This window comes from Lentzea cavernae (assembly GCF_014653695.1).
Lineage (GTDB): Bacteria > Actinomycetota > Actinomycetes > Mycobacteriales > Pseudonocardiaceae > Lentzea > Lentzea cavernae.
On sequence record NZ_BNAR01000022.1, the window covers coordinates 40720 to 63267 of the forward strand.

The window sequence follows — 22548 nt, forward strand, 5'->3', positions numbered from 1 at the left end:
CCGGTGGACTAGGGTCTGAGCGGAAGCTCCCCCAACTGGACTCGAACCAGTAACCCTGCGATTTGAATTCTCGTCATCGCGTTGCCTGTCATTGCTTGTCGAAACCTAGTCTTATCTGCGAAGTTATCGTTTGCAAATGCTCTTCGCTTTTCAATTAATATCGACATTTGTCATTGTTTTATGAGGGTAAAGTGTGGAGATGATCTTGCCTGAGGGGGCTACTCGTCCTCGTCCTCGGCCTCGAAGTCGGCACCACACTTGCCGCACGTGATCGGACCCTCAGCGAGCGTACTCTTGGCGACGCGGATCTTCCTCGGGCACGCGCACTGGGCCACTGCGAGGTTCGTGCTCTTGGACCTCGAGGCGGGACGGATCTCCGCGTGACGGTAGATCACGAGTGCCGCGATGAGGGCGTCCAGCTCCTTCGCGTACTCGGTGACGGTTGCTGCGGGCACGCTGGTGAGACTCCAGCCGATCGAAGCGTCCTCGGCGAGTTCGAGTCCGAGCTCAATCCCGAGCTCCTTGAACTTCTTGTTGTGGTAGCGGCCCTGACGTGAGGTGTCCTTGATGTCACGGACGTGAGCGAGACCGTGTGCAGCCTCGTGCAGCAAGGTCCCCAGTACGTCCGAGGCTCCCCTCTGGAGCCCTTCCCCGGACACGAACAGCTCGGGCAGAGACTCGCCGTCACGCTGCCACCTTGCGGCTGCGAAGTGCCCCAAGCGTGCCTGACCCGGCTTCGCCCCGAGCGTGCCCGATCCGACCGTGATCATCACGTCCGGCACATCGGCATGACGGCGACGAATGCCTTGCCACACAACATCAATCGCTCGAACAAGCTCGGTTGCCACGTTCTCCACCTTGGTCGTCTTCGCGCGTCGGGTGGTCACTGTAGTCATGGTGTCCGTCCTCTCTGTTGATACCTCTATTCTCTCAGTTTGACGATTAAGTGTCAAGATATTTTGCCTGTTCAGAACGGGTATGAAGTGCTCCGCGGAACTGCCTGCCGTGGATCGGACACCCGGCGCACACCTCCCCCGTACCCCTCGTCCCTGCTGCTTCTAGTGGCAGGAGAACCGTGTCCAGAGTGGCCTTTAGGCCATCCCGTAGGGACGCGAAGCGCTCTGGACGCGGTTCTCCTGCTATTAGACGATTGGCTGGGATCAGGGGTGGCGGGGGACCTCCCGGCGGCCGACCGGCGAACGACATGCCGGCCGATCCAGTCCCCTCATCTCACTGCGGTTCCCTGCGGGGGTCGCTGGCCGTGCCTCTCCGAGAACGGTCGACCTGCGCGCATGCCTCCCGCCGCGCTCGGACGCCGGAGGCGGCCTTGGGCGCGGCGATATAGGAGGCGCGTAGGTCTGCCGTTCTCGGATGGGCACCAACGGCCAGCGGCCCCCGTAGGGGGCCGCCTTGATGAAGAAAAGAAACTCTGAACACGCCTATGCTGCAACGGTCACCGTGGTCGCTGCGACGGTCGAAGGATGCGGGATCGGCTCGCCGTGCTCACGCAAGCCTTCGAGGTGGAACCCGATGGCCTCGACCATGAGTTCAAGCACCTCGTCCATGTCATCGGCTACGGCGACACATCCGGGAAGGTCGGGACAGTAGGCGCCATAGCTGCCGGTCTCGCCACGCTCGATGATGACGGCGTAGGTGGTCACTGCTGCCTCCATCAGATGCCTGCCTGCTTGCGGATGCTGCGCTCGGTGCCGATCGGTAGGTCTGTGCTGGGCTTGCCAGCGATTGTCACGGTACCCGGCTTGCTGGGATGGTGGAACTGGCGGTGACTACCCTTCGTGCGCACTAGGTACCACCCGTCCGCTTCGAGCAACTTGACGATCTCGCTCACCTTGAGCGGCATTGATCATTGGCCTTCCGGTCGTACGCGTGACCTATCAGGGAGTGAGCATCCACCGTCCAGCGACGGTTGACCAAAGGTTCTGCAACGCCTTGGCGCGCTCGTTGATCAAGTTCATTCGCGCTGTCCACTCGACGGCCTCGTAGTGCTTGCTACCGGCCGCACTCTCCTGCCCTGGCCACTTCCGGTAGTGAAGACCAACCGTCTCATCAAAGAACCCGTTTGCCAGAACGCTTGCAGCAACTAGAAGACCGGTGTCATCGCTGCCCGGAACAGCCATCCACCCACCGAGCATCACCGCCAAGTCGCGCCGGATACACAGCGTCGTTGGGTGCACGGGAAGACGGAAGTTGTGCTCCTGCCAGTGCTTGAGCACATCACCCGGCTCCAACACACCGTGCTTCGGATCATTGTCAAAGCCGACCAACTTGCCGTCTGGCATGAGGTCCAAGACGCGCGAAGTCGTCCAGTGAACTCCGTCGTTCTCGGTGAGCGCTGCGATGTCACGGGCGAGCACACCGGCGGTGAGAAGGTCATCCTGATCCAGGTTCTTCACCAGCTCACCGCTGGCGCGTGAGAGAGCCAGGTTGCGAGTGATCGCGACACCACCGTGTCGGCCCGTCCCGTGCTTGATGCGGTCGTCAAGCGGAAGCAAGACCTCGGCAACGTCGGTGTTGCCGTCCTCCTGAACTAGCCACTCCCAAGTCCACCCGGGCGGAAGCTTCTGCGCCTGAAGGGATTCATGTGCTGCAAGCAGATACTCGGGCTGAGGGTTGTAGATGGGGGTGATGACCGAAATCGTTCGCACAGTGGGCTACTCCGCGTTCATCGGGACGTCGTGGGTGGCCGTGATGACCATGCGGTCACCCCGGATGATGATGTCTGCGGTCTCGACGGCAACGTCTGCCGCCCAGTGCGTCCGCTTGATCGCGAACACGGGAACGCCTGCCCCGATCTGAAGCTGCTCGCTCTCCTCGGCGTTGGGCATCCGTACGCGCGTCTCTTCTTCCACGCGATCAATGTGGACACCGATCGAGTCGAAACGGCTTATCACACCTGGGTTTCCTCGGGTCCCGTCCACCGGTTCCTCAATGGACGTTCCCCCGGTCACTCGCAGCGGTTCGTACTGCGTCGATACCTGGACGGGCTCCTTCTCCACGGTCCAGAGGTAGCGAACGGCCGTGACCTCCTCCTCGGGGTCGACGTTGAGCCTCGCCGCGAGTTCGGAGCCTGCTGGCTGCCGCCACAGCTCGGCAGTGACTTCGTCCGTCCAACCGCCGGCCGATGACTCCGCCCGGTTCGGCGCGAGTCCTTCACTGTTGCGCTGGTACCGGTTCGCCCCCTTCCTGAACAGCTCACGCACCTGGCGGACGAACGAGCCCGTACCGCGACGCGTCTCGATCAGGCCGTCTGCACGTAGTTCGTCTAGTGCTCGCTGTGCCGTCACGGGCGACACCTCGAACTCTGTAGCTATGTCTCGCGCCGACGGGATGCGGCCTCCAGCGACGTACTTGCCCTGAGAAATCTGATCCCTCAAAGCCGCCGCTACCTGCCTAAACGGTGCCACACCCGACGCCTGATTGATCGACATCTTTGTCATCTCCTCTCGACCCTTGACATCGCCTGGTGAGCTAGTGTTACATGTACCTAGCACACCGAGTCACTGTCACCCTAGCTCACCAGAGAGTACGCCCGCTCAAGGGTTGTACCCAACAGAGGAGAACCTCATGGGTCTGCGCAACATCCCCGTCGTGATGGAGTCGTTCAAGCTGATGATCAGCGAGGCGCCCGTGATGAAGATGAAGAAGGACGACAAGACCGGTCAGCCCGTGCCCGCGACGGACCACTTCGGCGTCCAGTTGTTCGTGGTGTCGCTGTTCGCCAAGTCCCTTCCGAACGCTGACGGCTACGCGCCGAAGGGCGAAGAGATCAAGGTGACCTTGACGTCCGACCCCGGCGACGGCTTCAACGAGGGTGACTACGTCTCCTTGATCGCACCCACGGTGTCGCCGTGGTCCAACGACAACGGCGGTGGCGTGTCGTGGCGGGCTGAGGGTCTCGCTCCGGCGATTCGTGCGGCTGCTGCTGCCTGATCGTCCACTGTGCTCGATTGCCCTGCCCGGTTCGGCCGGTCGCCCGTTTCGAGTCGGGCCAGGGCTCTGTAATCCACGTTCTGCCAGGGGACTGGCCTGCTGCCCGTTCGAGTCGGGCATGGGAACGCGCGATTGTGTCCTTTGAGAACTCCACAGTGTGTTGAGCCATGCCAAAAACAGCGCCGGTTTGTTCGGCGGTGTCAGGCCCGTGCATAACGTTCCTGCCACCTGCCGTGCATTCCGTGCACACAGAAAGGTTTGCTTGATGGCAAGGACAAACGGTCTCGTATTAGTGATCGACCGTGCACGCGGTCCTCAGCCCTACGTGCTCGCGGTGGACTACCGTCGCATCTACCGACGGATCTCGCCGACAGAAATGGAGGGATTGCCTCGCTGGGAGGCGCAACTCGTCACTCAGCTGCTTGAAGCGGGCGAGTTCGAGCGCGGCTCTCAGATCCTCAGCCTGACCGACGGCGAGCACACGAACCGCGTGGTCACCCTGGAAGAGCTTCGCAGCATCGACGTTGAGCTGATGCCTGGATCGATCTCCGACAAGGGAGGTCGTAAGAATGCCGACTGATCTGTTCGGCTTCGAGAACGAGCCCGTAGCCGCTCCGGTTCCTCCGTCGTCTCCGGTCACCAATGACATGCGCGTGATCATGGATGTCTTGAACCGGGCAGTGATGGAGACCGGTTACGTGCTCGCCGGTGCTTCACGGCGCGTATATCGCCGCATCGGAAAAGACGGCATGAAACGGGTTCCTCAATGGGAGCTGGACGCGGTGCTGCAATGTATCGACAGTGGTCAGCTCACAGTCGGAGGAACGCACCTCTTGCGGTGCGGCGCGGTTCGCCAGTCGGCAAGTTCGGTGACCGTGCCGAAAGCGACTCGGCAGAAGGTGATGCGGTGGAACTCGCTCATGCCGCTGGTCGGCACGCCTGCGGGCGATGAGAAGAAGGGTGCTTGACCCATGGTGGTTCAGGCGTACAACGCGCACGCGATTAGGAAGTACGGCGAGTTCGTCGGCGCGATCAATTTCGCCACGGAGCAGCTCGTTCCGCTGGAGGCGCTGATCGGTCGGATGAAGCCGGGGAACGCCCTGCCGGGTGACTGGCGAGTGCCGAAGCCCGACGAACTCAGGGCCCAGCTCACCAAAGCTCGCAAGGACCTGGAAGACCTCAAGGCGCACGCCGTCAAGTACGAGATCGAGCTCAAGTCTCGTGAGTGGAGGGTCTGATGTCTCACCAGCTCAACAACGCCCTGGAGGACGTGGGCAAGTCCATGTCCCAGCTGCGGATCGCGCTCAAAGGCGTCCCGGTTCGTCGCGAGGGCTTCAAGGGTCTGCACGACCAGTTTGCGCGGTCGGTGGCGACGCTGACCACGCACATGTCCTACGCCCGTGTGCTGCTCGACGAGGAAGCCGCGGAGCGCCGCAAGCGTCGTCGCCGCCGCTAGTCACGTTCGAGGCAAAGGCCGGCCGAATCCGCCAACCGTGCGGACTTGGTCGGCCTTCGTCGTTCTACCCACCCGACAACCAACTGAAGGGAATCAACCATGTCCAAGCGCTCTCGTAACAAGTCCGATCGTCCGCAGGGTCGCGAGTTCGCGGCTGTGGTGTGGGCGGTGCGACACCCCGGTTCGATCGTCGCCCCCTCGATGCTGCTCGGTGCGCTGGGAGAGTTCGGCCCAACCGCGACCGGTGCCGTGCTCGGTGGTGCTGCTGCGGGTGTCGGTGCCTGGTACCGGGCGCACCCGGACACCTTCGACACCTACGCCGCTCCGGTGCTGCGCGCTTGGAAGCGTCGATGGGCCGGTGCCTACTCGGGTCGCAGCTGGCGGAACCTGATGAGTTCCTGCGGGCTGACGCGGACACACCCGCGAACCAAACAGATCCTGGTACCGCGCGTGATCCGGGTGCGCTCGTGGTCGTCCTCCGTGGACACGGTCCGGGTCAGCCTGGTGCTGGGCATGTCGGCGAAAGCGTTCATCGACGCTGCGGACGATCTGGCTGACTCGCTCAAGGCCGAACGCGTCGCGATGGAACGCACCGCGCCCGGTGAGGTGACGATGATCGTGCAACGCGATGAGCCGTTCACCTTCGCCATCCCCTCGCCTGAACTGGCCGAAGAGGTCGCGGAAGTCGACCCGATGTCGTTGTACGTCGGTGAGGACGAGTTCGGCCGTGAGTACCGCGAACCGCTGTTCGGCACGCACTTCCTGCGCGCTGGCGAGACCGGTTCAGGCAAGAACAGCCTCCCGGCGCAGCGACTGCGGGCGGCGGCTCCGCTCATCCGGGCGGGTCTGGTCCGACCGTGGGTGATCGACCCGAAGATGATGGAGTGGAGCTGGCTCAAGCCGATCCTGGACGGTCGCTACGCCGACAACCCCAAGGACGGCATGGAGCTGCTCGACTCCTTCGTCGGGAACATGGAGCGCAAGCAGAAGCGCATGCAACGCGCCAAGCTGCGCAAGGCTCCGGTGAGCCACGAGTTCCCGATTGACTGGCTGATCTTCGATGAGATCGGCTACACGATGGCTTACCAGTCCGATTTCGCTCACTCGATCTGCGGTCAGACCGCAATCATCGCCTCCACTGGCCGCACCACGCATGACGTGGTTGAAGCGCTGGTGCAGGAACCCACCAAGGACACCGTGCCGGTACGCGAGTTGCTGCCGCATCGCGTGTGTCTGCGTGCCTCCAGCTCCAGCCACCCGGACATGGTCCTAGGTGACGGAATGCGGGCACGTGGTGCGGTCGCCGACGAACTCCCGCAAGGTGAGGAGTACGCCGGTATCGGCTTCGCCCGTGCTCCCAAGACGCGTCAGCCTCGCCGCATCCGCGTCGCCTACACCGACGACGCGCAGTGCTCCGAACTGGTGTCGTACGTGAAGGCACCGACCACTCTCCGCGCCGTCTCCTAGTCATCTTTGACCCTTAAGCGTCAAAGACTCACAACGCTCATCCCACTTGTAAGGAGGTCTGTTTGTCATGCCTGCCAACGGAAATCGCTCGCTCGACCGGCTACTGAGGACGTTCCGTGGACACATCCGCACCCACAATCTGCCGCGCCCGGATCGCCTGGTCATCTTCACGAAGACGCGGTCGGTGCACGCCGAGTTCACCTCGGGGCTGCCGGTGGACCGGTTCGCAGCCGTGCTGTCGTGGACGGCGACCTTGCATCACTTGAACATCGGCCTCACCTTCGACGGACGCGACGAACTGCGGCTCGCTGCAACCGGTCGCAGCGGCTCGGGTCCGGCGATCGGCCTCGCGTGCTCGGCTCCCGTGCTTGATCTCGGCGGCACGGTTGAGCACTTCGACCAGCCCTCGCCGCTCCCGAACCGATTCGCGTTCCTACCCGGACTGCCGATGCTGTTCTACGGCAAGTCCGACTACGCCACGTTCGACCAGCTCACCGGACTGGTTGCTCACGCCCGCACCGTAGCGGCCTCTGAGAACGTCGCTGCGGATCGCGCGCTAGGGGTGGTCGCGTGAACCCCGCCGACCACCCCGGCTACGTCGGCACGCGCGCTCTGATGCTTGCCCTGTTCGGCCCGTCCGGTGAGCCTGCCGAGTGGCGCGCTGAGGCCGCGTGCGCCGGTGCGGACACCGAACTGTTCTACGACAACGGATCCACGGGTGAGGCGCTCGACTTCTGCGCCTCCTGCCCGGTCCTCGTCCAGTGCCGCGCGGACATCACCGACTGGGAGAGCAAGACCCGCTCCCGGCGCTTCTACACCTCCGGCGTCGTCGGCGGCACCACCGGATCGAACCGCAACCAGACCTACTACCCGCGCACCAACCGAAAGGCAGCCTGACCATGAGCGTCCAACTCGTCATCCCCGTGAAGCGCAACACCCCCGCCCGCCTGATCGGCCTCGGCCTGACGGTGCTGGCCTGCATCGGCCTCATGTGGCTGATCGTCGGTTGGGTCGGCGCGATCGTGCTGACCGCTGAGCTGTTCCTGCTCGGACGGCTACTGATGCGCGCCGCCCACGGCCGCTAGTCCCGTGCCAACCCCACACCCTCAAAGGAGGTGAACCCTCGTGAAGCTGTTCGGAAGCAACAAGAAACTGGCCGTGGACGGTCCGGAAGGGACTCGTCCGGAACCGACTCGGGCTGTGCGGCGGCTGCGGCACCAGCTCGACGAAGCACGCGACGTGCACGCGCTGGCCACCGATCCGCTGCTGGCCGTGGTCGCCGCCGACCGTCTGCGGGTCTCGGTCAGTCGGTCGCTGTGGTGGTTCCTCGCGATCGGACTCGGGTTCACCACCACGGGCGTGCACGACTTCCTCGCAGGACGCCTCCCCGTCACCGACCCACTGTGGTGGGGGGCCTGGCTGGTGGAACCGGCGCTCGCGGGCATTCTGATCACGCTGTTGCGGTGGGAGTCGGAGATGCTCGCACGTGGCCAGCGCGTCGACGACGGACCGGTGATCAAGCTCAAGCGGCTGCTCCTGGCCGCCACGCTGGTCACCAACGTCTGGTCCGCGTTCTCCCCTTCCAAGGGCGGCGTCAGCTCGGGCAACGTGTTCCTGCACGTCGTCATCCCCGTGGTGGTGTTCCTGCTGGCTGAGGTCATGCCGATCGTTCAGCAACGCTGCATGGCCGTGCGAGAGGCAGCCATGCGCGACGTCGCCCTCCAGCAGACCCAGCCGGAAAGGCCGGCCGAACCTGCGGCTGCCAGCCCGGTCAACAGCGTCAGCCTCGATCCGTTCGTGGGCCTGCGGCTGCCTCCCCAGATGCGCGCCACGCTCAACGCGCGCATGAAAGAACTCGAACGCCCACTCACCGCTACCGAGGTCTCCGAGCTGGTGCGGGTCCCCGCGGACTTCGCCGCTCGCGTCGCTGGCCAGCTCGCCGCCTAGAACTTCGAGCAGGACATCCCCTCGCCTGCTCCTCATGAGGGCGGGACACGACAGACCCCCAGTCGTGTCCCGCCCTTCTCGCATTTCAGGCCCTGCAACGAAAGGAGGTGCGCCTCATGCTGCCTGCCGACCCTTACACCACCCTGGAAGACCGCATCGCCCGCAAGCTCGCCTCACCCGGCTACCACGACTGGCGCAAGAAGGTCACCGCTACCAACGGGTGCGCCGTACCGGTCCGCCTGTTCGGCGCGTGGCAGTTGCACGACGTCACCACCCGCAAGGTGCTGGCCCACCACGGCGGCGACATCATGGTTCCGTGCGGCAACCGGCGCTCGGCCGTGTGTCCGTCCTGTTCGGACCGTTACGCCGCTGACGCCTACCACCTGATGCACGCGGGCCTTGCTGGCGGCTCCAAGGGCGTCCCGACCACGGTCACGGACAAGCCCCGTGCGTTCGCCACCTTCACCGCCCCGTCTTTCGGTCCGGTCCACAACCGCGCGATCATGAAGAGCGGCAAGATCCGGCCCTGTACCGGCTGCGGCGAGTACCACCACGAGGCAGACCCGCGCCTGGGCACGCCGATCGACCCCGGCACCTACGACTACGAAGGCTCGGTGCTCTGGCAGGCCAACGCAGGGGCACTGTGGCACCGTCTGCGCATCGCCCTGATCCGCGAACTCGCACACGCGGCAGGGCTCAAGGCTCGCGAGTTCGCCGGTCACGCCCGGCTGTCCTACTCCAAGGTTGCCGAGTACCAACGGCGCGGCTTGGTGCACTTCCACGCCGTGGTGCGCGTAGACGGCCCTGACGGCCCCTCTGACCGCACGCCGTCGTGGGTCACGAGTGAACTCTTGGACGCCTGCATCAAGGCCGCTACAGCCTCCGTGAGGCTCACCGTGCCCCGGCCGGACGGCGTCGCGCTCGATCTGCGTTGGGGCTCCCAGGTCGACGTCCGTCCGATCCGAGCGACTCAGGCTCACGAGGTCGAAGACGAAGACGGCTCGATCAGTGAGACCCGCCTCGCCGCCTACGTGGCCAAGTACGCCACCAAGACCACCGGCAAGACCGACGGCACCGACCGGCCGATCCGCTCGCAACTGTGCATCGACCACGCCAAGGTCAGCGAGCACCACCGCCGCATCATGCAGACCGCGTGGGACCTCGGCGGCCTGCCGCAGTACGCCGAACTCAAGATGCGCCGCTGGGCTCACATGCTCGGCTTTCGCGGCCACTTCCTGAGCAAGTCCAAGCACTACTCCACGACGTTCAAGTCCATTCGCGACGAACGTCGCGACTTCCGCCACGCCGAAACCCTCGAGCGCCTCGGCCTCGAAGCCGACTCGGTCCTCGTCGTCAACGACTGGGCCTACCAGGGCAACGGTTACGACACCGACGCCGAACGCGAACTCGCCGCCGCACTGGCCGGCCGAATCCGCGATGACCGACGACGCAAGTACGAACAGGAGCAACGCCGATGAGCGAAAACAAGCTGTGGAGCATCGATGAGGTTTCCGCCTTCCTCGACGTTCCCAAGCAGACCCTCTACCAGTGGCGCACAAAGCACTACGGCCCTACCGGACGAAAAGTGGGCAAGTACGTCCGCTACGACCCTGAGGTAGTCATGGCGTGGTTCAACGCACAGCCCGAGGCCGCGTGATGGCGCGCCCACGTCTGCCGATCGGCACGCACGGTGAGATCAGGTGCTACCCGGCAGCTAACGGCAAGTGGCGGGCAGTCACGCTCTACCGCGACTATGACGGCGTCACACGGCCCGTTGAACGCACGGGAGCCACCCGCGCGAAAGCCACAACGAAGCTCAAGGAAGCCCTGCGCGACCGTGGCAGGATCGACGCCTCGGCAGAGATCACTCAGGACACGACGTTCAAGGCCGTTGCTGAACTGTGGTTCGCTGACATCGACGCTGAGGTCCAGTCGGGCAAGAAGTCGCCCAACACCGGTAGCCAGTATCGGGACCGCCTCGACCAGCAGATCATTCCCGCGCTTGGCGAACTGCGGATGTCCGAGGTCACTGTGTCCAGAGTGGACCGTGTCGTCAAGGACACGGTGGAGAAGAACGGCAACGCGGTCGCCAAGATGACCCGCACCGTCCTGAGTGGAGTGCTTGGCCTAGCCACGCGGCACGACGCTTTCGACAGCAACCCGGTTCGTGATGTGCGCCGGATCGAGAGCGATTCCAACCCCGCTCGTGCTCTGGAGCTGAAGCAGGCTCAGGAACTGCGCGCGTTCATCGCCGCTGATCCCAAGGCAGTCGCGCGGGATCTTGTCGACTTCACGGACATGATGCTCGCAACCGGCTTCCGCATCGGCGAGACGGCGGGGATCGTCTGGGACGCGGTTGACCTGGACGCCGCGACCGTGGAAGTCCGCGCGATCGTGATCCGGGTCCGTGGCGTCGGCCTGGTGCTCAAGCCCAAGCCCAAGAGCAAGAGTGGCTATCGGACGGTGGAGCTGCCGTCGTGGGCGGTGGCCATGTTGCGGCGACGCAGGCCAGCCAATCCAGCCCCCGGCGAACCGATCTTCCCCGCGCCGATGGGCGGCCTGCGGGACCCCTCGAACACCAACGCCGATCTGAAGGAGGTTTTCACGGCGGCGGGCTACGCCTGGGTGACCAGCCACGTGTACCGCAAGACGGTCGCCTCGATGATGGACGACGCGGGCCTGTCGGCTCGTGCGGCGGCTGACCAGCTCGGCCACGCCAAGGTGTCCATGACCCAAGACAACTACTTCAAGCGCAAGGTGGCCAAGACCGGAGCAGCGAAGGTTCTGGAGCCCATCGCAGTGACGGAGCACACAGACCGATCCACTTTTGATGCTTAAGCGTCAACGCGTCTGACCTGATGGCGGCCGGTTTGAGTCGCGACGAATCCCGTGGATAAAGCATGGATTCCCCGGAAAACAGTGAGGCCCCGTCCACATCGGACGGGGCCTCACCTGCGTTAACGCTCCCCCAACTGGACTCGAACCAGTAACCCTGCGATTAACAGTCGCATGCTCTGCCAATTGAGCTATGGGGGAATGTTCTGTTGTTCTAGCTTGTCAGGCTTGGTTCCTCCTGACAGTGGGTAACTCTACATGAGTCGCGAAAGGGGTTTTGCAAGGACCCCCCACTTGGCGGCAACACAGGGCTTGACCAGGCACGATGCGAGAGGAGACGCCACATGAAGGGCATCTTGGTGGGTGCGGCGATCGGCTACGTGCTGGGCGCGAAGGCCGGACGGGCGCGTTACGACCAGATCGCGCGCCTCTGGAACCGCTTCACCGCGAACCCGACGGTGCGCAAGACGGCGGCCCAGGCGAAGGACAAGGCCTTCGAAGCCGCGGTTCAGGCCAAGGACCTGGCGGCGGACGCGGCCGGAAAGGCCGCAGACGCTGCGGGAAAGGCGGCGGAGAAGGCTCCGTGGCGCCACCAGGAGGAGAGCAACGGCAAGGCCTTCACGCCTCCGGCGACGCCGAGGGCGTGACAGGACTCACACCTGGGCGACAGCGAAGATCCGCCTGAAGGGGAACCAAGTGGTGCCGTCGGCTCGCTGCGGGTACGCCTCGCGCAGCCGCGGCGCCAGTTCCGCCACGTAGGCGTCCCAGTCCGTTGAGGACAGCGCCGCGCGCACCGGGCGCAGAGCCGTGCCGCTCACCCATTCGAGCACCGGATCCGGGCCGGACAGCCGCTGCACGCACGTCGTCTCCCAGACGTCCGCGGTGGCGCAGTCGCCGAGCAGGTCCGCGTACTCCACCGGCTTCAGAACCGGCTTCTCGGCACGGAAGACGTGCTCCAGCGACGGGCCTGCCACCTCACGGATCAGGCGGTGCGACGGGTCCGAGTAGTTGCCGGGGACCTGGAACGCGAGCCACGCGCCCGGAGCCAGCGCCGACACCCACTTCGACACGATCGAGGGATGTGACGGGACCCACTGGAGAACGGCGTTGGACACCACGACATCGGTGTCCGGCAACGGTTCCCACGTCGTCACGTCGTCCACCCGCGCGTCGACGCCGGCCGCACGCGCCGCCTCGACCATCTCCGGCGACGAGTCGAAGGCCTCGATCACGGCACCCGGCCAGCGCGAGGACAGCGACGCGGTCAGGTTGCCGGGCCCGCAGCCCACGTCCACCACGCGACGCGGTTCGGAGGCGCGCACGCGCCCGACGAGCTCGTAGAACGGCCTCGCCCGGTGATCGGCGAAGGCCAGGTACTGCGCCGGATCCCACATGCCAACTAACAGTACACGCGTACTGCTAGCCCGCAAGCTTCGCGGCGAACGCCGACACGGCCTCGCGCACGGCGGCGAGATCCACGCCCGCATCGCCGCGTGCCTGCCACACGACGCCGTCACGGCCGGGGATCTTGCGCTGCAGGATCCACACGCCCGGCGACTCGACGCGTTCGCGGTGCCGGATCGACCCCTCGACGCGCTGGCTGATCGCCCGCAGCACCTTCCGGGGGTCCTCCAGCGCGAACCGGTGCGCGGGAAGGTCTTCCAGCAGCACGACGGGCCCTTCGGTGGAGGCCTCGGAGGCCTCCACGACCCGCAGCGCGCCCTCCCACTTCACCTTGCTGATCAGGTGCCAGCCGATCCGCCGCGGCGACTCCCCCGGCACCCACAGCCCGAGCGACGTCACCACGAGGTGCCCGCCGCTCGTCACCGGCGCGTGCGCGATCACGGTCTCCTCAGGCTCCAGCGAGCCGGTGAACCCGTCCGGCGCACCGTTGCCGAACAGCCGTCGCAGCAATCCCACTACAGCACTCCCGCGCTCTGCTGCAGGAGCGCCTTGCGGTACTCCTCCAGCGCCACCAGGTCGCCCCACAGCGCCCGGTACTCGTCGGCGTCCTTGATCGGCGACAGCCGGCGCAGCCGCGACTTCACGTCCTCGACCTGCTTGCCGACCTGCACCTCCTGCAGGCGCGCGATCACCATCGACACGTAGCGGAACTCGTCGTTCTGCTTGACGGCCAGCGGTTCCACCGCGAGCTCGGTCAGCACCGACCGCACCGACGCGTGCGAACACGCCTGCGAGATCGCCTCCAGGTACGCCGTGCCCGCGAGCCCGCAGGCCGCGCCGCCGGCGTCGCGGATGGCCCTGTGCAGCGCCACGTACGCGGGGTCGGTGAAGGCCTCGTCCGGCAGCGAGTCGTACAGCGGCCCCGCGTACTCGGGCAGCCGCAGCGCGATCTTGAGCACCTCGCGTTCGAAGATCAGCTTCGGGTCGCGCGGGCTCGGCCGGGGCGGGCCGTCGACCTCCACGCCCAGCGCGATCTGGTTCGGGTCGACGCGCGCGGCGGGGACCGCGGGCGTCTTGCCGCCGGAGACCTGGCGGACCCGGCGCACGACCATCGCCTCGTCGTCCCAGCCGACCCACCAGGCCAGGCGCGTCGCGTACCCGTCGCGCTTGGCGCGGTCCTTGATCTGCCCGACGAACGGCACCATCTTCTTCAGCGCCTCGACGCGGCCGTCCACCGAGTCGAGGTCGTACGCCTTGAGCTGGGCCTTGATCGCGAACTCGATCAACGGGATGCGCCGCGCCACCAGGTCGCGCACCGCCACGTCGCCCTTGGCCTGCCGCAGCTCGCACGGGTCCATGCCGTCCGGCGCGACCGCGATGTAGGTCTGCGCGGAGAAGTGCTGCTCTCCCTCGAACGCCTTCAAAGCGGCCTTCTGCCCCGCCTCGTCGCCGTCGAAGGTGAAGATCACCTCGCCGTTCACGTCGTCGTCGATCAGCAGCCTGCGCAGCACGTTCATGTGGTCGGTGCCGAACGCCGTGCCGCAGGACGCGACCGCCGTCGGCACTCCGGCCAGGTGCATCGCCATCACGTCGGTGTAGCCCTCGACGATGACCGCCTGCTTGCGCTTGGCGATCTCGCGCTTGGCCTGGTCGAGCCCGAACAGCACCTGCGACTTCTTGTAGATCATCGACTCGCTGGTGTTGAGGTACTTCGCCTGGATCGGGTCGTCGTCGAAGATCCGCCGCGCGCCGAACCCGACGACGTCGCCGCTGATCTCCTTGATCGGCCACAGCAACCGCCGGTGGAACCGGTCGATCGGCCCCTGGCGGCCCTCCTTGGTGAGCTGCGACTTGATCAGCTCCTGCAGCTCGAACCCGCGGCCGAGCAGGTGCTTCGTCAGCTTGTCCCAGCCGCCGGGGGCGAACCCGCAGCCGAACTGGCGTGCCGCGGCCTCGTCGAACCCGCGCTCGGCCAGGAACTCGCGCGCCTGCTGCGCCTCCGGCGTCGCGAGCTGCTCGGCGTAGTACTCGGCGGCCGCCTTGTGCGCCTCGATGAGCCTGCTGCGCGTGCCCCGGTCGCGCTGGACCGTGGCGCCGCCGCCCTCGTAGACCAGCTGGATGCCCGCCCTGTCCGCGAGCCGCTCGACGGCCTCCACGAACGACAGGTGCTCGACCTTCATCACGAAGGCGATCACGTCACCGCCCTCGCCGCAGCCGAAGCAGTGGAACGTGCCGTGCGACGGGCGCACGTTGAACGACGGCGACTTCTCGTCGTGGAAGGGGCACAACCCCTTGAGGGCGCCCCCGCCGGCCCGCTTCAGCGAAACCTGGTCACCGACGACCTCGTCGATCCGGCTGCGCTCACGCACCAACGCGATGTCGCTCTCCCTGATGCGTCCTGCCACGTCCCCGAGTCTAATCCCCTGGCAAACTGCCGACCGTGACCACCGCCGACGTCTTCGCACTCCACCGGACGCACCTGATCGGCGTCGCGTACCGGCTGACCGGCAGTTTCGCCGACGCCGAGGACGCCGTGCAGGAGGCGTGGCCGAAGTTCGCGAAGGCCGAGGGCGTGCTGGACGCGCGCGGCTGGCTCACGACCGTGGTGAGCCGCATCTGCCTCGACAGGTTGCGTTCCGCCGCCGTGCGCCGGGAGACCTACGTCGGCTCGTGGCTGCCGGAGCCGCTGCTCACGACCGGTGAGGACGACGACCCGCTGGCGAGCGTGGTGCGCGCCGACGGGGTGCGGATGGCGGCGTTGGTGGTGCTCGACAGGCTCACGCCCGACCAGCGCGTCGCGTTCGTGCTGCACGACGCGTTCTCGTTGCCGTTCAACGAGATCGCCGATGTGTTGCAGGTCTCGGAGGCCTCGGCCCGCCAGCACGCCTCCCGCGCCCGCAAGGCCGTCGCGGACGCCGAGCCGCCGCCCCGCGCGGCGCTGGCCGAGCAGCAGGAGGTGCTGGAGAAGTTCATGCGGGCCATGGCGAGCGGGGACATCGACAGCGTGCTCGCACTGCTGCACCCGGACGCGGTGATGATCGGCGACGGCGGCGGCAAGGTGCGCACCGCGGTCAACACGGTCACCGGCGCGGACAAGGTCGCCCGCTTCTTCCTCGGCCTGATGCGCAAGTACGGGTTCCCGGAGGAGCACCGGCCCGTGTTCGTCAACGGCGAACTCGGCTTCACCACGCCGGCGTACGGCGACGTGACGGCACGTGTGACGACGTTCACCGTGCACGAGGGCAAGGTCGTCGCGGTCTACGACATCGCGAACCCGGACAAGCTCACCCACGTCACGTTCTGACGGTCACCACCGCATCCGCAGCAGCTTCCCGACGTCGCGGAGCTTCGGGATGGCGCTGACGACCTTCATCTGGACCCTGCCGGACCTGGGCAACGCGTCCGCGTGCGGCAGGTCCACGCTGCGCCAGGCGTCCACTGTGGTCAGTCCGGGCCGCAGCGCCTCGATCTCGCGCGGGTCGTCGACGCCCCAGTGCAACGTCGCGCCGGCGTTGCGCACGGCGGGCACGAGCTTCTGCAGCTTGATCCCCCACGAGCCGTAGACGTCGAACAGCAGCTCACCGCTGGGGAACCGGTTCGTGATCCGGCTGATCAACGCGTGCCCCTCCTGCTGCGTGAGGTACATCGACAGGCCCTCGAACACGGCGACGACCGGGCCGTCGGCGGGCACCTCGGCGAGCCACGCCTCCTCGGTGACCGACGACGCCACGAGCCGGTAGTCGCCCCGGGGCTCGGGCAGGAGCTTGTGCCGCAACGCCACGACGTCGGGCATGTCGACGTCGATCCACCGCACGGTGCCCGGCCGTTCGACCCGGTACGCGCGGGTGTCGAGCCCGCAGGCCAGGTGCAGCACCGTGCAGGACGGGTTGCGGCGCAGGAACTCGCGCGTCCAGTCGTCGAGCACCCGGCCGCGGATGGCGACGCCGACCGCGCTGGTCGTGTTCATCCCGGTCTTGCCGAAGTCGTAGTCGATGCGGTCGACGGCACGCTTGGCCTCGTCGTCGTGCAGCACGGACGCGGGCCGCTCGCTGTCGAGGGCCCGGCCGTACAGCGTGGCGAGCATGGTCTCCTGCGCACCGGTCAGTGCGATCTTCTCCACCTCCCTAGTCTGTCGGGACGCGGCAGGCGTCACCACTGGTGAATCCCTGATCTTTGATGTCGAACGCGCTGTTGAACCGGGCTCGCTGGTTCTCCAGCGCGATCTGGTAGGTCAGGGCGATGAGTTCCTTGCGTCCCAGCAGGTTCTCGAGCTCGGCGATCTGCTCGTCGGTGACGGTGATCGGCGTGCGGGTCATCGCGTCGGCGTAGGCGAGCGCCTTGCGTTCTAGGTCGGTGAACAGCGGTGAGGTGGCGTAGTCGTCGATGTGCTTGAGGCGTTCGAGGTCGAGGCCTCCGTGCTTCATCAGCATGGCGCCGAAGTCCACGCACCACGAGCAGCCCAGCTGCACTGCGGTCCGGTAGACGCACAGCTCGAACAACGGCCCGTGGACCGCCTTCTTGACCGCCAGCTCGTGGCGGCCGCTCGCGATCAGCAGCTTCGGGTGGTGCGCCATCACCGTGACGGGCTCCGGCACCGCCCCGAACTCGCGCCGCGCGAACCAGTACACGGCCTTGAGCAGCGGGCCCGCGTCCTTCTTGGCAACTCCCCTGATCCTCGTCATGCCCACTGGACGGGACGGCCCGCCGGAACGTGACACCTTTGGGTGACTGGGGCGCGAGCCGGTCTGCTCATAGGGTCCCTGCATGAGCAACGACTTCGTGCTGGACATCGACCACGAGTCGGCCGGCCTGCTGGCGGGAACGCTGCTGGCAGGCGACTCGTGTGCGGTCCCGGTGCGGCACCAGAACGTCAAACTGCTGCTGTGCGCGCTGCCGGGCGAGGACGGGATGCGCCTGTTCCTGCGCCGCAACACGCCCTAGCGGTCGTACACGGCCACGTACTCCATGAGCACGTCGCGCGACCGTTCGTTGTCGAGCGCGACGGCGTGCATGCGCTGGAAGATCTGCACCGCCCGTTCGACGGTCGCAGTGTCGCTGGCGAGCGTCCAGTTCGCGAGGTAGACCAGCGGCGGCTCGTGTTCGTACTGGATGAGGGCGTAGTCGAGCCCGACCGCCGCCGCCCCGCCCGCGCTGGCCGGCACGATCCGGATGAACGGCGCGTGGAACAGCAGGTGCAGGACCTGGTCCTCCATCAGCCTGTCACCCCCGACCACGGTTTGCAGCGCGTACTCGTGGATGAAGAACACGCATCGGGGTAACACGCTGTCCGGCTGCAGATCGGGCGTCGGGGCGAAGCCCAGGGCCCTGGCCAGCTCTTTCGCGTAGCACTCGGTTCTGAGCAGGACGGGAACGGTGACGCCGCTGAAGCAGGTGATACTCGTGGCGCCCGCCGCGGCGAGCACGACGAGCTGCTCGCCGGCACCGTGCTGGGTCATGCGCAGAACGGTAAGCCCATGATCATGATCTCGCCGCGCGAAACGCCCGCCCTACAGGGCGAATGGTCCCCGGAACTGGTTACGGCCTGGCAACCTGCGCGAGGAAGTAGATCGCGCCGGACCGAGCGTGCCGCACCGCCAGCAGGAACGGCCGGTCGACCGTCACCACGACCGGGTCGACGGGGATCTCGATCGACACCGTCCGGAACGTGACCGCGGTGGCCGCCGCGCCCTCGAGACCCTCCTCGTCCAGCCGCAGCACGGCCTCGTGCACCACGTCGTCCACGAACATCCGCTCGTCCGGTGAGAGGCCGGAGAAGTCGGCGTCGCGCGCGAACATGCGCTCGACTCCCAGCTGCCGCAAGGTGTTCTTCAGGTTGAACTTCGCCCGTACGTCCACTTTGGGCAGTGAGAGTTCGAGCCGCGTGAAGTCCCGCGCGGTGAAAGCGGACGCAGGCAGCGGCTGGTCGAGCGACTCGTCCGGCAGCAGGACCACGGTCTCGACGCCCGAGTCCGCGGGCAGCACGACCGTCTGCCAGCCGTCGTGGCGGGCGTAGCGGAACTTCTCCGTCACCTTCATCGTCGGCACGTCCACGTCGCCGCCGGGCGCGTGGAACGGCTTCGGCGCGGTCTCCCAGTTCGAGAACGGGTTCAGCCAGCCGACCTTGAGGTACAGGGCGTTGACGATGATCGCGGCGGCGTCCGCGGGCGGCGCGTCCTCCAGCAGTTCGGGGATGAGGCCGCGGGTGGTCTCGGCGACGTCGGTGTTGACGAGCTTGCGGACCGTCGCGGGGTCGGAGAACGCCGTGCGGCGCACCGATCCGGCCAGTGAGAAGTCCGCGTTGAGCGTCAGGTCGTCGTCGGCCCACAACGTGTTCGCGACGGCCAACTCGGGCACGTCGAGCGCGTCGGAGGCGTCGAAGCCCTGGAGCAGGCCGTCGAGTTCGGCACGGGTCTCGCCGCGGGCGGCCTCGTGGGTGAGCGCGAGCGCGCTGGCCACCGAGAACGGCGACCAGCACGCGTTCGAGGACGGATCAGGTACGGCGACGCGGTGCAGGTTCAGGGCGAAGTCGGCCTGATCGGTCACAGAGGCTCCTAATGACGTGGGTCTGGCAGTGCCATCACGATCGGATCGTCCGGGACGGGCCGCTCCCCCGCTCCTCCCATCGGCCCGGAAGGCTTGGGGCGGCGGGGTTCGCGCACACCGGCCGAACCGTCGTCGTCCCCCTGGTCGTCGAAGCCCACGGGCACGGCTTCCCTGCTCGGTCTCCGCCACGGCCATGGTCGGCCTGGCGGTCTTGATTCGTCCGCCATGCCCTCGAAGCTACGCCGATGCGCGGTGCCAGGCCACGGCTTGCGCGTCGGTGAGCAGCGCGACCTGGTCGATGACGACGCGAAGCCGTGCGGCGCAAGAGGAAGCGGCCTCGAACACCGGGCGGAACGCGGGGTCGAGCAGTTCCGGGCGTTCCAGCAGACGGGTGACGAGTTCGGTGATCAGGTCGCGCTGGTCGGCCTGCATGGCCAGGCGCGCGGGGTCGCTCATCACGTACCGCACGGCCATCGCCTTGAGCAGCGCCACCTCCGCCGCGACCTGGCTCGGGATCTCCAGCGAGGCGCCGTACCTCGTCAACGCCCCGTCGCCGTGCACGGCACGTGTCGCGGTGACGGCCGCGGAGGCGAAACGGCCGACCAGTTCACTGGTCAGGTTCTTCAACGCCACCTGCGCGCCGAGCGAGCCGTCGTACTCGTGGTCGGCCCAGTACGCGATCACCGGCAGCTTCAGCAGTTCCTCGGCGGTGGCCTCGAGCGTCGCGACCGACTCGTCGGAGAACGTCTTCGCGGCGAGCGACGCGATGGCGGCGCGTTCCTCGGCACTGGCCAGCGCGCCGAGACTGATGCGGTGGGCCAGGACGCCGTCCTCGACGTCGTGCACGGAGTACGCCACGTCGTCGGACCAGTCCATCACCTGCGCCTCGACGCACCTCTCGCGTTCGGGCGCACCCGCGCGCATCCACTCGAACACCTCGAGGTCGTCGTCGTACACGCCGAACTTCACCATGCCCGGCGTGCGCTTCCACGGGTACTTCGTCGACGCGTCGAGCACCGCGCGCGTGAGGTTCAGGCCGTGCGCGGTCTTCGGTTCCAAGCGCGCGAGGATGCGGAACGTCTGCGCGTTGCCCTCGAAACCCCCGCACGGGCCGGCGATCTCGTTCAGCGCCCTCTCGCCGTTGTGCCCGAACGGCGGATGACCGATGTCGTGCGCGAGGCCGGCCGTGTCGACGATGTCCGGGTCGCAGCCCAGTTCCTCGCCGATGCCGCGACCGATCTGCGCGACCTCCAGCGAGTGCGTCAGGCGCGTGCGCGGCACACCGGTGACCTCGGAGCCCTCGCCGGGGCCGACGACCTGGGTCTTGCCCGCGAGCCTGCGCAACGCCGCGGAGTGCAGCACGCGGGCGCGGTCACGGGAGAACGGTGTGCGTTTCTCGATGCGGGCACCCGGCAGCGCGGCGCTCTTGGGGTCTTCGGGGAGCAGGCGCTCCGCGTCGTGGCCGGTGTATCCCATCACCCGATTTTAGGGAGTTTGAGCTCGTCGAACACGCCGGCGTGGGCCTTCATCAAGCGGTAGTAGAGCAATGCTCCGGTCTCGCGCTTGATGTAGAACCACTGCGTTTCGCGCGTCTGCACGTTCGGGCCGCTGCGGGTCGGGGACGTCCACGCGTGCAGACCGGCGTCCTCGGCCATCGTGCGGGCGCGCAGCGAGTGCCACGGGTCGCTGACGATCACGGCGGTCTTCAGGTCGCGCTCCTGGGCGACCGACGCGACGGCCCGCAGCGACCCGAGCGTGTCCGCGCCCTCGCCGACCTGCAGCACCCTGTCCTCCGGCACACCGCGCTTGACCAGCCAGAGCTTGCCGACCTGGCCCTCGGTGAAGTTGTCGCCGGGCTGACGGCCGCCGGTCGTGGCGATGTAGCTGACGACGCCTTCCTGGTACAGGCCGAGCGCGTGCTCCAGCCGTGCCGCAAGCACGTCGGACGGGACGCCGTTGTACTGCGCGGCGCCGAGGACGATCGCCATGTCGGCCTTCGTCCAGTCGTCCACCCGCGCGACCTGCCACACGCGGAACGCCGTGCCGCCGCCCACGAGCATGCCGATGACCAACGCCCCGAAGACGAGGCGCAACACGATCCGGCGAATCCTGGCGAGTGGCTTGAGGGGCGTGGTCCGCACACCTGCATGGTTCCAGACCGGGCGGGTGTCGCGTTGACGCCCCTGCGAGGATCATCGTCATGCCTGCTGAGCAGCCCACGATCCTCGCCACGTCCGGAGGCCTGCGCTCGGGGCGCCGGACCCTCGTCGAGTTCAACAAGCTGATCCACTTCGCCCTGGACCTGTCCGGCGTGCAGGGCCGCGCGCCGCGCCTGTGCCACGTCGGCACCGCGGGCGGCGACCAGCGGGCGATGAACGCGAACATGGCCGAGGCGGGCAGGGTCGCGGGCGTCGACGTGTCCGTCCTGAACCTGTTCACGATGCCGCCGACCGACGACCTCGAGGACTACGTGCTGTCCTGCGACGTCATCTGGGTGGGTGGCGGTTCGGTGGCGAACCTGCTCGCGGTGTGGGAGGTGCACGGCCTCGGCGCCGTCTTCCGCAAGGCGTGGGAGGCGGGCGTGGTGCTCAGCGGCGTGTCGGCGGGTTCGATCTGCTGGCACGCGGGCGGTGCGACGGACTCGTTCGGCCCGGACCTCCGGATCGTCACGAACGGCCTGGGCTTCCTGCCCCACGGCAACGGCGTGCACTACGACTCCGAGGAGCAGCGCCGCCCGAAGATCCACGAGGCCGTGGCCGCCGGGGTGCTGCCGACGACGTACTGCACCGACGACGGCGCCGGCCTGCTGTACCGGGGCACTCAGTTGGTCGAAGCCGTGACGGAACGTGCCGGTTCCGGCGCATACGTGGTGGTCAGGGACGATTCTTCAGGAACCGCACAGGAGGAAAAGCTCGACACCAGGGCCTTGTGACGCGGACCTTGGA

At 66.9% G+C, this 22548-nt stretch carries 31 protein-coding genes and 1 tRNA gene; 17 read left to right on the plus strand and 15 right to left on the minus strand.

Annotation, left to right across the window (positions count from 1 at the left end; translation table 11 throughout):
* Positions 1-218: 218 nt before the first annotated feature.
* The 5 genes from IE307_RS41160 to IE307_RS41180 all read right to left on the minus strand — a co-directional run bounded on the left by IE307_RS41160 (position 219) and on the right by IE307_RS41180 (position 3449).
* On the minus strand, positions 219-887 hold the full coding sequence (locus IE307_RS41160) for a hypothetical protein (protein WP_229905558.1): 669 nt from the start codon (positions 885-887) through the stop codon (positions 219-221).
* 552 nt (positions 888-1439) lie between these two features.
* Positions 1440-1661: a type II toxin-antitoxin system HicB family antitoxin gene (locus tag IE307_RS41165; RefSeq protein ID WP_191304919.1), complete on the minus strand. Its 222-nt coding sequence runs from the start codon at positions 1659-1661 to the stop codon at positions 1440-1442.
* A gap of 11 nt (positions 1662-1672) precedes the next feature.
* A complete protein-coding gene (locus tag IE307_RS41170; RefSeq protein ID WP_229905559.1) occupies positions 1673-1849 on the minus strand; it encodes a type II toxin-antitoxin system HicA family toxin in 177 nt (58 codons plus the stop codon).
* A 46-nt stretch (positions 1850-1895) separates the two neighbouring features.
* Positions 1896-2666, minus strand: a complete 771-nt coding sequence (locus IE307_RS41175) for a glycosyltransferase (RefSeq protein WP_191304921.1) — start codon at positions 2664-2666, stop codon at positions 1896-1898.
* A 6-nt stretch (positions 2667-2672) separates the two neighbouring features.
* Entirely contained in the window at positions 2673-3449 is a 777-nt protein-coding gene (locus IE307_RS41180) for a GntR family transcriptional regulator (RefSeq protein WP_191304922.1), read from the minus strand.
* 136 nt (positions 3450-3585) lie between these two features.
* On the opposite strand from IE307_RS41180, the gene IE307_RS41185 reads away from it, so the two are divergent.
* From IE307_RS41185 to IE307_RS41245, 13 genes are all read left to right on the plus strand, one after another.
* The gene (locus IE307_RS41185; protein WP_191304923.1) at positions 3586-3951 is read left to right on the plus strand and encodes a hypothetical protein; all 366 of its coding nucleotides are present in this window, start codon (positions 3586-3588) and stop codon (positions 3949-3951) included.
* A 265-nt stretch (positions 3952-4216) separates the two neighbouring features.
* On the plus strand, positions 4217-4531 hold the full coding sequence (locus tag IE307_RS41190; protein ID WP_191304924.1) for a hypothetical protein: 315 nt from the start codon (positions 4217-4219) through the stop codon (positions 4529-4531).
* Positions 4521-4919 (plus strand): hypothetical protein, encoded by a 399-nt coding sequence (locus IE307_RS41195; RefSeq protein ID WP_191304925.1) that lies wholly within the window; start codon positions 4521-4523, stop codon positions 4917-4919. The genes IE307_RS41190 and IE307_RS41195 overlap by 11 nt, the downstream gene beginning before the upstream one ends.
* Before the next feature lie 3 nt (positions 4920-4922).
* Positions 4923-5189, plus strand: a complete 267-nt coding sequence (locus IE307_RS41200) for a hypothetical protein (protein ID WP_191304926.1) — start codon at positions 4923-4925, stop codon at positions 5187-5189.
* Entirely contained in the window at positions 5189-5407 is a 219-nt protein-coding gene (locus IE307_RS41205) for a hypothetical protein (protein ID WP_191304927.1), read from the plus strand. Before IE307_RS41200 ends, IE307_RS41205 begins: the two co-directional genes overlap by 1 nt.
* 99 nt (positions 5408-5506) lie before the next feature.
* Complete coding sequence (locus IE307_RS41210) at positions 5507-6874, plus strand: FtsK/SpoIIIE domain-containing protein (protein WP_191304928.1); 1368 nt, start codon at positions 5507-5509, stop codon at positions 6872-6874.
* A 67-nt stretch (positions 6875-6941) separates the two neighbouring features.
* Entirely contained in the window at positions 6942-7448 is a 507-nt protein-coding gene (locus IE307_RS41215) for a hypothetical protein (protein WP_191304929.1), read from the plus strand.
* Positions 7445-7771 carry a WhiB family transcriptional regulator gene (locus IE307_RS41220; protein ID WP_191304930.1) on the plus strand — a complete coding sequence of 109 codons (327 nt, stop codon included), beginning with the start codon at positions 7445-7447 and terminating at the stop codon, positions 7769-7771. The genes IE307_RS41215 and IE307_RS41220 overlap by 4 nt, the downstream gene beginning before the upstream one ends.
* Positions 7772-7773: 2 nt before the next feature.
* Complete coding sequence (locus IE307_RS41225; RefSeq protein WP_191304931.1) at positions 7774-7959, plus strand: hypothetical protein; 186 nt, start codon at positions 7774-7776, stop codon at positions 7957-7959.
* A 40-nt stretch (positions 7960-7999) separates the two neighbouring features.
* Positions 8000-8821 (plus strand): hypothetical protein, encoded by an 822-nt coding sequence (locus IE307_RS41230; protein WP_229905560.1) that lies wholly within the window; start codon positions 8000-8002, stop codon positions 8819-8821.
* Between the two features lie 116 nt (positions 8822-8937).
* Complete coding sequence (locus IE307_RS41235; RefSeq protein WP_191304932.1) at positions 8938-10299, plus strand: replication initiator; 1362 nt, start codon at positions 8938-8940, stop codon at positions 10297-10299.
* A complete protein-coding gene (locus IE307_RS41240; RefSeq protein WP_191304933.1) occupies positions 10296-10478 on the plus strand; it encodes a helix-turn-helix transcriptional regulator in 183 nt (60 codons plus the stop codon). The genes IE307_RS41235 and IE307_RS41240 overlap by 4 nt, the downstream gene beginning before the upstream one ends.
* Positions 10478-11659, plus strand: coding sequence for a site-specific integrase (locus IE307_RS41245; protein WP_191304934.1), 1182 nt, complete (start codon positions 10478-10480; stop codon positions 11657-11659). Before IE307_RS41240 ends, IE307_RS41245 begins: the two co-directional genes overlap by 1 nt.
* A 125-nt stretch (positions 11660-11784) precedes the next feature.
* Here IE307_RS41245 and IE307_RS41250 read toward each other — a convergent pair.
* Positions 11785-11857 (minus strand) — tRNA-Asn (locus IE307_RS41250).
* A gap of 143 nt (positions 11858-12000) precedes the next feature.
* Here IE307_RS41250 and IE307_RS41255 point away from each other — a divergent pair.
* Positions 12001-12303 (plus strand): hypothetical protein, encoded by a 303-nt coding sequence (locus IE307_RS41255; protein ID WP_191305022.1) that lies wholly within the window; start codon positions 12001-12003, stop codon positions 12301-12303.
* 6 nt (positions 12304-12309) lie between these two features.
* Here IE307_RS41255 and IE307_RS41260 read toward each other — a convergent pair whose 3' ends face one another.
* The 3 genes from IE307_RS41260 to dnaG are packed head-to-tail and all read right to left on the minus strand — an operon-like array spanning position 12310 to position 15465.
* Positions 12310-13050 (minus strand): trans-aconitate 2-methyltransferase, encoded by a 741-nt coding sequence (locus IE307_RS41260; RefSeq protein WP_191304935.1) that lies wholly within the window; start codon positions 13048-13050, stop codon positions 12310-12312.
* Between the two features lie 25 nt (positions 13051-13075).
* Positions 13076-13576: a hypothetical protein gene (locus tag IE307_RS41265; RefSeq protein ID WP_191304936.1), complete on the minus strand. Its 501-nt coding sequence runs from the start codon at positions 13574-13576 to the stop codon at positions 13076-13078.
* Positions 13576-15465: a DNA primase gene (gene dnaG / locus IE307_RS41270; RefSeq protein WP_191304937.1), complete on the minus strand. Its 1890-nt coding sequence runs from the start codon at positions 15463-15465 to the stop codon at positions 13576-13578. Before dnaG ends, IE307_RS41265 begins: the two co-directional genes overlap by 1 nt.
* A 26-nt stretch (positions 15466-15491) precedes the next feature.
* On the opposite strand from dnaG, the gene IE307_RS41275 reads away from it, so the two are divergent.
* On the plus strand, positions 15492-16364 hold the full coding sequence (locus tag IE307_RS41275; protein WP_191305014.1) for a sigma-70 family RNA polymerase sigma factor: 873 nt from the start codon (positions 15492-15494) through the stop codon (positions 16362-16364).
* A gap of 3 nt (positions 16365-16367) precedes the next feature.
* Here IE307_RS41275 and IE307_RS41280 read toward each other — a convergent pair whose 3' ends face one another.
* Positions 16368-17180, minus strand: a complete 813-nt coding sequence (locus IE307_RS41280; protein WP_229905562.1) for a class I SAM-dependent methyltransferase — start codon at positions 17178-17180, stop codon at positions 16368-16370.
* Positions 17181-17184: 4 nt separating this feature from the next.
* Positions 17185-17742 (minus strand): carboxymuconolactone decarboxylase family protein, encoded by a 558-nt coding sequence (locus tag IE307_RS41285; protein ID WP_191304938.1) that lies wholly within the window; start codon positions 17740-17742, stop codon positions 17185-17187.
* Positions 17743-17824: 82 nt separating this feature from the next.
* Between IE307_RS41285 and IE307_RS41290 the strand changes: the two genes are divergently transcribed.
* A complete protein-coding gene (locus tag IE307_RS41290; protein WP_157512840.1) occupies positions 17825-18001 on the plus strand; it encodes a hypothetical protein in 177 nt (58 codons plus the stop codon).
* Here IE307_RS41290 and IE307_RS41295 read toward each other — a convergent pair.
* The 4 genes from IE307_RS41295 to IE307_RS41310 form a co-directional block, all read right to left on the minus strand.
* A complete protein-coding gene (locus tag IE307_RS41295) occupies positions 17998-18516 on the minus strand; it encodes a Scr1 family TA system antitoxin-like transcriptional regulator (protein WP_191304939.1) in 519 nt (172 codons plus the stop codon). The genes IE307_RS41290 and IE307_RS41295 overlap by 4 nt on opposite strands.
* A 79-nt stretch (positions 18517-18595) precedes the next feature.
* Positions 18596-19603 (minus strand): serpin family protein, encoded by a 1008-nt coding sequence (locus tag IE307_RS41300; protein WP_229905563.1) that lies wholly within the window; start codon positions 19601-19603, stop codon positions 18596-18598.
* Positions 19604-19840: 237 nt separating this feature from the next.
* Positions 19841-21079: a deoxyguanosinetriphosphate triphosphohydrolase gene (locus IE307_RS41305; RefSeq protein ID WP_191304941.1), complete on the minus strand. Its 1239-nt coding sequence runs from the start codon at positions 21077-21079 to the stop codon at positions 19841-19843.
* Entirely contained in the window at positions 21079-21663 is a 585-nt protein-coding gene (locus IE307_RS41310) for a YdcF family protein (RefSeq protein ID WP_191305016.1), read from the minus strand. The genes IE307_RS41305 and IE307_RS41310 overlap by 1 nt, the downstream gene beginning before the upstream one ends.
* 140 nt (positions 21664-21803) lie before the next feature.
* Between IE307_RS41310 and IE307_RS41315 the strand changes: the two genes are divergently transcribed.
* On the plus strand, positions 21804-22535 hold the full coding sequence (locus IE307_RS41315) for a Type 1 glutamine amidotransferase-like domain-containing protein (RefSeq protein WP_191304942.1): 732 nt from the start codon (positions 21804-21806) through the stop codon (positions 22533-22535).
* Positions 22536-22548 lie beyond the last annotated feature (13 nt).

What these genes read in the sequence shown, in the direction of transcription:
- IE307_RS41180 (WP_191304922.1), bottom strand. Translation starts at nt 3,449, where the DNA reads ATGTCGATCAATCAGGCGTCGGGTGTGGCACCGTTTAGGCAGGTAGCG.
- IE307_RS41185 (WP_191304923.1), top strand. Translation starts at nt 3,586, where the DNA reads ATGGGTCTGCGCAACATCCCCGTCGTGATGGAGTCGTTCAAGCTGATG.
- IE307_RS41190 (WP_191304924.1), top strand. Translation starts at nt 4,217, where the DNA reads ATGGCAAGGACAAACGGTCTCGTATTAGTGATCGACCGTGCACGCGGT.
- IE307_RS41195 (WP_191304925.1), top strand. Translation starts at nt 4,521, where the DNA reads ATGCCGACTGATCTGTTCGGCTTCGAGAACGAGCCCGTAGCCGCTCCG.
- IE307_RS41200 (WP_191304926.1), top strand. Translation starts at nt 4,923, where the DNA reads ATGGTGGTTCAGGCGTACAACGCGCACGCGATTAGGAAGTACGGCGAG.
- IE307_RS41205 (WP_191304927.1), top strand. Translation starts at nt 5,189, where the DNA reads ATGTCTCACCAGCTCAACAACGCCCTGGAGGACGTGGGCAAGTCCATG.
- IE307_RS41210 (WP_191304928.1), top strand. Translation starts at nt 5,507, where the DNA reads ATGTCCAAGCGCTCTCGTAACAAGTCCGATCGTCCGCAGGGTCGCGAG.
- IE307_RS41215 (WP_191304929.1), top strand. Translation starts at nt 6,942, where the DNA reads ATGCCTGCCAACGGAAATCGCTCGCTCGACCGGCTACTGAGGACGTTC.
- IE307_RS41225 (WP_191304931.1), top strand. Translation starts at nt 7,774, where the DNA reads ATGAGCGTCCAACTCGTCATCCCCGTGAAGCGCAACACCCCCGCCCGC.
- IE307_RS41235 (WP_191304932.1), top strand. Translation starts at nt 8,938, where the DNA reads ATGCTGCCTGCCGACCCTTACACCACCCTGGAAGACCGCATCGCCCGC.
- IE307_RS41240 (WP_191304933.1), top strand. Translation starts at nt 10,296, where the DNA reads ATGAGCGAAAACAAGCTGTGGAGCATCGATGAGGTTTCCGCCTTCCTC.
- IE307_RS41245 (WP_191304934.1), top strand. Translation starts at nt 10,478, where the DNA reads ATGGCGCGCCCACGTCTGCCGATCGGCACGCACGGTGAGATCAGGTGC.
- IE307_RS41255 (WP_191305022.1), top strand. Translation starts at nt 12,001, where the DNA reads ATGAAGGGCATCTTGGTGGGTGCGGCGATCGGCTACGTGCTGGGCGCG.
- IE307_RS41260 (WP_191304935.1), bottom strand. Translation starts at nt 13,050, where the DNA reads ATGTGGGATCCGGCGCAGTACCTGGCCTTCGCCGATCACCGGGCGAGG.
- IE307_RS41285 (WP_191304938.1), bottom strand. Translation starts at nt 17,742, where the DNA reads ATGACGAGGATCAGGGGAGTTGCCAAGAAGGACGCGGGCCCGCTGCTC.
- IE307_RS41290 (WP_157512840.1), top strand. Translation starts at nt 17,825, where the DNA reads ATGAGCAACGACTTCGTGCTGGACATCGACCACGAGTCGGCCGGCCTG.
- IE307_RS41295 (WP_191304939.1), bottom strand. Translation starts at nt 18,516, where the DNA reads ATGACCCAGCACGGTGCCGGCGAGCAGCTCGTCGTGCTCGCCGCGGCG.
- IE307_RS41305 (WP_191304941.1), bottom strand. Translation starts at nt 21,079, where the DNA reads ATGGGATACACCGGCCACGACGCGGAGCGCCTGCTCCCCGAAGACCCC.
- IE307_RS41310 (WP_191305016.1), bottom strand. Translation starts at nt 21,663, where the DNA reads ATGCTCGTGGGCGGCGGCACGGCGTTCCGCGTGTGGCAGGTCGCGCGG.
- IE307_RS41315 (WP_191304942.1), top strand. Translation starts at nt 21,804, where the DNA reads ATGCCTGCTGAGCAGCCCACGATCCTCGCCACGTCCGGAGGCCTGCGC.